At 56.5% G+C, this 8402-nt stretch carries 5 protein-coding genes; 4 read left to right on the top strand and 1 reads right to left on the bottom strand.

Annotated features, from left to right (window positions below; translation table 11 throughout):
• On the bottom strand, positions 1 to 2916 hold a 2916-nt coding region (locus tag ADICEAN_RS19155), incomplete at its 3' end, for a glutamate synthase central domain-containing protein (protein WP_236612963.1).
• Positions 2917 to 3224: 308 nt separating this feature from the next.
• Here ADICEAN_RS19155 and dnaG point away from each other — a divergent pair.
• From dnaG to surE, 4 genes are all read left to right on the top strand, one after another.
• The gene (dnaG, locus tag ADICEAN_RS19150; protein WP_009197313.1) at positions 3225 to 5174 is read left to right on the top strand and encodes a DNA primase; all 1950 of its coding nucleotides are present in this window, start codon (positions 3225 to 3227) and stop codon (positions 5172 to 5174) included.
• 242 nt (positions 5175 to 5416) lie between these two features.
• Positions 5417 to 6643 carry a bifunctional 3,4-dihydroxy-2-butanone-4-phosphate synthase/GTP cyclohydrolase II gene (locus ADICEAN_RS19145; protein WP_009197312.1) on the top strand — a complete coding sequence of 409 codons (1227 nt, stop codon included), beginning with the start codon at positions 5417 to 5419 and terminating at the stop codon, positions 6641 to 6643.
• Positions 6644 to 6660: 17 nt separating this feature from the next.
• Positions 6661 to 7320 carry a hypothetical protein gene (locus ADICEAN_RS19140; RefSeq protein WP_009197311.1) on the top strand — a complete coding sequence of 220 codons (660 nt, stop codon included), beginning with the start codon at positions 6661 to 6663 and terminating at the stop codon, positions 7318 to 7320.
• Positions 7321 to 7595: 275 nt separating this feature from the next.
• Positions 7596 to 8378 (top strand): 5'/3'-nucleotidase SurE, encoded by a 783-nt coding sequence (gene surE, locus ADICEAN_RS19135; protein ID WP_009197310.1) that lies wholly within the window; start codon positions 7596 to 7598, stop codon positions 8376 to 8378.
• Positions 8379 to 8402: the final 24 nt, after the last annotated feature.

Raw genomic sequence — 8402 nt, 5'->3', positions numbered from 1 at the left:
GCCCTCGCCCGGCTTGGCCCCCTGGGCAATCTTGATCTGCAGCTCATCAGCATTGGCCAGGTAATGGCTGGTTACGCCAAAGCGGCCCGAGGCTACCTGCTTGATGGCCGAGCGCTCGGAGTCGCCATTGGGCCGAGGCGTATAGCGGGCCTCATCTTCCCCACCCTCGCCGCTATTGCTCTTGCCGCCAATGCGGTTCATGGCAATGGCCAGTGTGCTGTGGGCTTCATGGGAGATGGAGCCAAACGACATGGCCCCGGTGGCAAAGCGTTTCAGCAGGGCACTGGCAGGCTCTACCTCTTCAAGAGGTACAGGGGGCCGCAGATACCGAAACTCCAGCAGGTTGCGCAGGCTAACAGCGCCCTGCTGTTGCTGACGTACGGCCCTGGAATATTCTTTGTACAGTGCATAGTTGCCCAGCCGGGTAGATTTCTGCAGGTAATGGATCACCTGGGGCTGTAGCAAATGCGTTTCGCCACTACGGCGCCACTGGTAATAGCCGCCTGGTTCAAGTCCCTCCCAGGCCGGGTTGTAGGCTGCCTGATGCCGCAGCAGGCACTCCTGTTCCAGCTCGGCAAAGCCCAGCCCCCCCAGGCGGCTGGTAGTGCCCTTAAAGCAAAGCTCGATCACTTCTCTTCCCAGGCCAACACACTCAAAGATCTGGGATCCCTGGTAAGACTGCAGGGTGCTGATGCCCATTTTGGAGAGAATCTTCAGCAGCCCCCCGCCCATCGCTTCGATGTAGTTTGCCAGTAGCCTATCAAGGGGCAGCTGCCTGTCCAGCTTACCGGCCTGCTGCTGGGCCTCTATGGTGGCGTAGGCCAGGTAGGGATATACGGCACTGGCGCCATAGCCAATGATGGTGGCAACATGGTGGGTTTCCCAGGCATCGCCGGCTTCTATCACCAGACCGGTTTTTGTGCGGAGCCGCTTTAGGATAAGGTGATGGTGCACCGCCCCAATGGCCAGCAGGGAGGGAACGGCCAGCCGCCCGGCCTGCACCCCCCGGTTGGAGAGGATCAGGATCTTTTTCCCCAGCTTTACGGCGGCTTCTGCCTCCTTGCAGAGCCGGTCCAGGGCATTGCGCAGCCCCTGCTCCTCGCCCAGTGCAAAGGTGGCATCCAGCAGCTGGTAGGGATAACCTTCCCGGTCCAGGTGAAGGAGTTTGTAAAAGTCCTGGTGGCTGAGCACCGGCTGCGAGAGGTGGATCTGGCGGGTATGTTCCGGGCTTTCGTCCAGCAGGTTGCCGGCCTCGCCCAGGCGGGTAAAGAGCGACATCACCAGGCGCTCCCGAAGGGGGTCAATGGGCGGGTTGCTTACCTGGGCAAAGAACTGTTTGAAATAATTGGCCACATGCTGGGGCTGCCGGGAAAGTACGGCCAGGGGCGCATCGGCCCCCATGCTGCCTACGGGCTCTTTGCCGTGTGCCGCCATGGGTCTGATGATCATCTTCAGGTCCTCTTCGGTATAGCCAAAGGCCCCCAGTTGCTGCTGCAGCAGTTCAGCAGGCAGGGGGGGCAGGGGCACCTGCGGATCAGGCATCAGGCGCAGCTTGAGGCGGTTTTGGCGAATCCACTCCAGGTAGGGCTTGTCCCGGCACACCAGCTCTTTGATCTCCTCATCTTCCAGCATCCGGCCCTCCAGGGTATCGGCCAGCAGCATTTTGCCGGGCTGCAGGCGCCCCCGTTTGAGCACATCTCTGGGAGCTACAGGCAGGGCGCCGGCCTCAGAGGCCATGATCAGCCGCCCGTTGCGGGTCAGGCAGTAGCGCACCGGCCGCAGCCCGTTCCGGTCCAGGCAGGCGCCTACCTGCCGGCCATCGGTAAAAAAGAGGGCGGCAGGGCCATCCCAGGGCTCCATAAGGGCCGCATGGTATTTGTAAAAGGCTTTGCGGCGTGGGTCCATCTGGCGGTTATCCTGCCAGGCTTCGGGCACCAGCATCATCATCACATGCGGCAGAGGGCGGCCCGCAAGTGTAAGCAGTTCTACCAGGCCATCCAGGTTGGCCGAGTCGGAAAAGCCCGGATCCGTTACCGGCAGCAGCCAGGCCAGTTCCTCATCGGTAAAGAGGGCCGAGTGCATGCGGCTTTGCTTGCTCACCATTTTATTTACATTGCCCCGAATGGTATTGATCTCCCCATTGTGAGCAATAAAGCGAAAGGGCTGCGCCAGGCGCCAGTTGGGAAAGGTATTGGTAGAAAAGCGGGAATGCACCACGGCCAAGGCCGAACGGTAGAGGGGGTGCTGCAGATCAGGATAGTAGGCCTCCAGCTGATCGGTCTTCAGCTGCCCTTTGTACACGATAGTGCGGGCTGAGAAGCTGGGCATGTAAAATCCGGCTCCGGCGGCTGTGCGGTTGGCCTCATGGAGGGTACGCTTGCGCAGCACGTACAGCTTTCGCTCCAGCGCCTCCCCCTCCAGGCCTTTATCATCTGCCTGTACAAACACCTGTTCAATGTGGGGGGCAGCGGCTTGCGCCTGCTGGCCTGGCACCGAGGCTACCACCGGTACCAGCCGATACCCCAGCAGCCGAAAGCCCATGCGCTCAAGGCTGCTGTTGAGCAGCTGCCGGCAATGGGCCTGCTGCCGGGCATCCTGAGGAAAAAACACCACCCCTACCCCATACCGGCCTTCTGCCGGCAGGCGCACCCCCTGCCGGGCCATGGCTGCCCGAAAAAAGCGGTGCGGCAGCTGGGTGAGTATGCCGGCCCCATCGCCCGTTAGGGGGTCGCTGCCAGTTGCCCCCCTATGCTCCATGTTGCGGAGCATGAGCAGAGCATCCCGCACCAGACGGTAGGATTTTTTTCCCTTAAGATGTACGATACTGCCAATGCCACAGGCATCATGTTCCAGTTCGGGGGTATACAGGCCTTGTTGGGGCAGCTCGGCAAGAGGTTGATCGGATGGGCTAGCCATAGGCAAACAAAAAAATTATGCATCAATAGAATCATGAACTTACATTCAATAATTCAAAAAATAAAGAAATATTATTTTGACATTATCATAAATGACTTTATATTATTTTGATAAAGTGCCATCATACAAATTTAAATCGTTTGCATAAGGGCCTTGACAGAAGAAAATATTTTTGATGTTTCCTTCCGGCGCTGCTCCGGAGACCGTCTCGGCTGCTAAAAGAATAGTGCCGGGTAGCAGGCGTACCTACCCTTCAGGAATCTAACTATTTTTGTACCTTGTACCCCTACACCTTGTATTAACACGCAATGCGCATCGGGCAGGACATTTTAGCGGAGCTTCAGCAGCGGCTGGACATTGAAGAAGTGGTGGGCGACTATGTTTCGCTCAAGCGCAAAGGGCGTAACCTCTGGGCCTGCTGCCCCTTTCATGATGAAAAATCGCCTTCCTTTTCCGTAGCGCCTGACAAGGGCATCTACAAATGCTTTGGCTGTGGCAAGGCTGGCGATGCCATTAATTTTGTGATGGAAGTAGAGAGCCTGAGCTTTATGGATGCCGTAAAGCAGCTGGCCCAAAAGTATGGCCTGGAGCTGCCTGAAGAGGAAGCCGATCCGCAGGACCTGCAGGAGCATCAGGAGAAGGAAAGCCTCTACATCGTTCTAAAGTTTGCCACCGAGTATTTTCAGGACATCCTCAAAAACCACCCTGAGGGCAAAAGCATTGGCTACAGCTACCTGCGGGAGCGGGGCTTTTCCGATGCCATTATCCAGAAATTTGAGCTGGGCTACAGCACCGAAGCCTGGGATGGCCTGCTGAAGGCTGCTACCGAGAAGGGCTACAGCATTGATCTGCTGGAAAAAGCCGGCCTTATCATTCTTAAAGAAGAAAAGAAGTACGACCGCTTCAGGGGGCGGGTGATCTTTCCCATCCATCACCCTTCGGGCAAGCCCATAGCCTTTGGCGCCCGTATGCTTGGGTCGGATAAAAAGCAGCCCAAGTACCTTAACTCGCCCGAAACGCCCGTCTACCACAAGAGCAATGTGCTCTATGGCATGCACCTGGCCAAGCGGCCCATCCGCCAGCAGGACAATTGCTACCTGGTAGAAGGCTATACCGATGTGATCTCGCTACACCTCTGCGGCATTGAGAACGTGGTGGCCTCCAGCGGCACCTCGCTTACTGTAGAGCAGATTCGCCTTATTGGCCGCTACAGCAAGCATATTACCGTGCTGTACGATGGCGACCCGGCCGGCCTCAGGGCCTCGCTGCGGGGCATTGATCTGATCCTGGAGGGGGGACTGCAGGCCCGGGTAGTGGTATTTCCCGATGGCGAGGACCCCGACAGCTACAGCCGTAAGCTGGGTGCCACCGCCTTTGCAGCCTATCTGCAGCAGGAGGCTACTGACTTTGTGGTCTTTAAAACCCAGCTGCTGCTAAAGGAGGCCGGCAAAGACCCCCTGCGGCGTACCGAAGTGGCCCGCGAGGTAGTGAGCAGCATTGCCCTGCTGCAGGACCCCATGGCGCAGGCGGTCTACATAAAAGAGTGCAGCCAGCTGCTCAACATTGATGAGCCCGTACTGACGGCCGAGCTGCAGAAGGTGACGCGCCGCAAAGCCAGCCAGCAGCAGCAACAGCAGCAGTCCTTCCTCCCCTATCCCGATGCCCCGCCACCGGATTATTACGATGCGCAGCCCGAACCGGCTACAGCGGCCAAACCACAGTCCGTCACCACCCATTTCGATAGCCTTGCCCTGCAGGAGCTGGAGGGTATACGGCTGCTGCTTCGCTATGGCTTCAAGAGCCTGAGCGAAAACCTGCTTATGCAGCAATACCTGCTGCAGGAAGTGGCCGATCTTGAGTTCAAGACCCCGGTGTACCGCCAGATCCTGGAGCTGTACCGCCAGCAGCTGGAGCAGGGGCGCATCCTTGACGAGCAGTTTCTGCTCCAGCAGGAATCAGCCGAAATACGGCAGGTAGTGGCCGAGCTGAGTATGAGCCGCTACGAGCTGAGCGCCGCCTGGCAGGAGCGCCACCACATCTACACCACCACCGAAGAGGACCACCTGGACAAAACCGCTTTGCAGTATGTACTGCGCCACAAATTTCGTTTTGTGCGTGCCCTCATTCATGAGAATCAGCAGCAGCTGCTGCACACCAGCAGCGAGGAGGGTGTGACCCAGATCCTGCTGGTGCACCAGGAGTTGAAGAAAGCTGAAATGGAACTGGCCGCCCTATTAGGAAATGTTATAGCGGGCTAGGAAAAAATGTTGAAAAAAATCGGCTAAATCTTCAACCTCCCGGGAGGGGTCCCGTACCATCCCACAGCACCCTGTTGCTTTTTATCAGCTTTGATGTTGAGTAAGCCCCAATCGTTCACTGCTCAGAACGGCTACAGGATAATTTGTGTTCTTATTCTTGAGATTGGTGATTTACTGCTACCTTTGTGCCGTAATTTCCGGCATACAGCGCACTGTAAACGCCCTACTTTAGAAAAGCACACATGAAAGAGGACAAACTGCTCGATACCATAGAAGAAGCGATTGACGCCATTCGCAAGGGTGAGATCATCATTGTTGTGGACGATGAAGATCGGGAAAATGAAGGGGATTTTATCTGTGCGGCGGAAAGTGTAACGCCGGAAATCATCAATTTTATGGCCAAGAATGGCCGTGGGCTCATCTGTGCCGCAATCATTGAAGACCGCTGCGAAGAGCTGGGTCTGGAGCTGATGGTAGGCAAGAACACGGCTACCTTTGAAACGCCTTTTACGGTATCGGTAGACCTGATCGGCCATGGCACCAGCACCGGCATCTCGGCCAGTGACCGGGCCAAGACCATCAAGGCCCTGGTGAACCCGGCTACCCGGCCGGAAGAGCTGGGCAAGCCCGGCCATGTGTTTCCCCTAAAGGCCAAGCGCGGCGGCGTGCTGCGCAGGGCCGGCCATACCGAGGCGGCCATTGACCTGGCCCGTCTGGCAGGCTTCCGGCCTGCGGGTGTGCTGGTAGAGATCATGAATGAGGATGGCACCATGGCGCGCCTGATGGACCTGCGCAAGGTGGCCAATCATTTTGGCCTAAAGCTGGTCTCCATTAAGGACCTGATTGCCTACCGGCTTAAGAACGAAAGCCTCATTGAGCGGGAAATTGAGGTGAACATGCCCACCCAGTGGGGCGATTTCCGGATGGTGGCCTACCGCCAGACCAACACCAACGAGATGCACCTGGCCCTGACCAAAGGAGAATGGACCGAAGAGGAGCCGGTACTGGTACGGGTGCACAGTTCATGTGTAACGGGCGATATTTTTGGCTCGTGCCGCTGCGATTGTGGCAGCCAGCTGCACGCCGCCATGAAAATGGTAGACGAATCCGGTAGGGGTGTCGTTCTGTACATGAACCAGGAGGGACGAGGAATAGGCTTACTCAACAAATTAAAAGCATATAAGCTACAGGAAGAAGGCTATGACACGGTACAGGCCAACCTTCAGCTGGGTTTTCAGATGGACCACCGCGACTACGGCGTAGGCGCACAAATCCTGCGGGACCTGGGGATCAGCAAGATCAAGCTGCTCTCCAACAACCCCAAGAAACGAGCCGGGCTGATCGGATACGGACTGGAAATTGTAGACAGTGTGCCTATCGAGATTGCCGCCAACGAACACAACAAGCAGTACCTGCGGACCAAGCGCGATAAAATGGGGCACACGATTATGCGAGAAGAAGAAACCTGACAGGCTCCCATTGATCCATGAACCATTTTTTAAAATTCACCACTTTTTCAACTGTTCTCCTTTTACTAGTTCTGCCCGCCACCCTCGAAGCCCAGCAGTGGTCCCGCTTCTGGAAACCGGGCCAGCTCATTCTCCTGGATGGAGACACCCTTACCGGTGAGCTCCGCTACGATATCGTAAACGATGCCGTGCAGATCCGGCTGGAGGATGACCGCATCCACTCCTACAGCGGCAAAAAGCTGCTTACGTTCAGCATAGAAGAGCACCCCCGCCGGGCCGTGCGCCGTTTTTACTCGCTTCCCTACCAGGTACGGGGCAATTATCAGGCCCAGCGCCTCTTTGAGGTACTCTATGAGGGAAAACTTACCCTCTTGTGCCGGCCCTACATGGAGCATCTGGTAGATGTTGCCTATGAGGAGGAAGAAGAGTCCGGCAAGAAAAAGCAGGATCCCGTGTATGAGTATTACTTCCTGCAGGCCGATGGCAGCGTGCATCTCTACCGCCCCCGACTGGGCCGGCTGCTTTCCATCATGAGCAGCAGGCATCGGGAAATACGGTCCTATATGCAAGACTATCACCTGCGCTATGATCAGATGCGGGACCTGGTGCGCATAACTGCCTATTACAATGCCCTGCCGGCAGCAGCTGACAGAGAGAAGAACTTTCAGCCTGAATAGGGTTGATGGACGATAGACATTGGACGATAGACTAAAGATGATAGATAGGGGATAGCGAATATCAAACAAGGAAAGGTATTAGCTGCTCCCTGCCTTGAACATCGTTAGAATAGGAACAGGCGGAAGGCACACCCTACCTTCTCCACTGCCTATTGTCCATTGTCTATCGTCCAACGTCTATTATCTTCTATCCCCCCTACCTCCACGATTCACCCTACCTAAACTTGTATGGCAGCGGTACAGGGCCGATATTTGGGCCTGTACCGCAATTCACTATGAAAAGAGAACGACCCCTTATATTAGTTTCGAACGACGATGGCATCACCGCACCCGGCATTCGTACCCTGGTGATGCTCATGAAAGAACTGGGCGATGTGGTGGTGGTTGCCCCCGATGGTCCCCAGTCCGGCATGGGCCATGCCATCACCATTGGCAATACCCTGCGCCTGTATAAAACCGATGTCTTTGATCACTGGGGGGTAGAAGCCTACAAATGTTCCGGCACCCCTGCCGATTGCATCAAACTGGCCAAGCACCATGTGCTCAAAGACAACACGCCCGATCTGGTGGTAAGCGGCATCAACCACGGCAGCAATACCTCCATCAGCGTGCTCTACAGCGGCACCATGTCGGCGGCCATTGAAGCGGCCATTGAGGGCATGCCGGCCATTGGCTTTTCGCTCTGCGATTTTGACCCTGACGCTGATTTTAGCCATACCCATGCGCTGGTGCTCAAGATTGCCCGGCAGGCGCTGCAGAACGGTATCCCTAAAGGCACAGCCCTGAACGTAAACTTCCCTCCCCGCCGCGATGAAGAAATGAAAGGGGTGAAGATCTGCCGGCAAGCCCGCGCCAAGTGGCAGGAGCAGTTCGATGAGCGCTTTGACCCCAACGGCCGCCGCTATTTCTGGCTGGCCGGCAATTTTGTCAATTATGATAAGGGTGAAGACAATGATGAGTGGGCCATTGCCAATAACTGGGCCTCCCTGGTGCCCGTGCAGTTCGACATGACCGCCCACCACGCCATCAGCGAGATCAATGAGAACTGGAGTTTGTAAGCTGCAGGAGCCTACCCCATTATC

Origin of the sequence: Cesiribacter andamanensis AMV16 (assembly GCF_000348925.1) — a bacterium.
Lineage (GTDB): Bacteria > Bacteroidota > Bacteroidia > Cytophagales > Cyclobacteriaceae > Cesiribacter > Cesiribacter andamanensis.
This window is presented reverse-complemented; position numbering and strand designations above follow the sequence as displayed.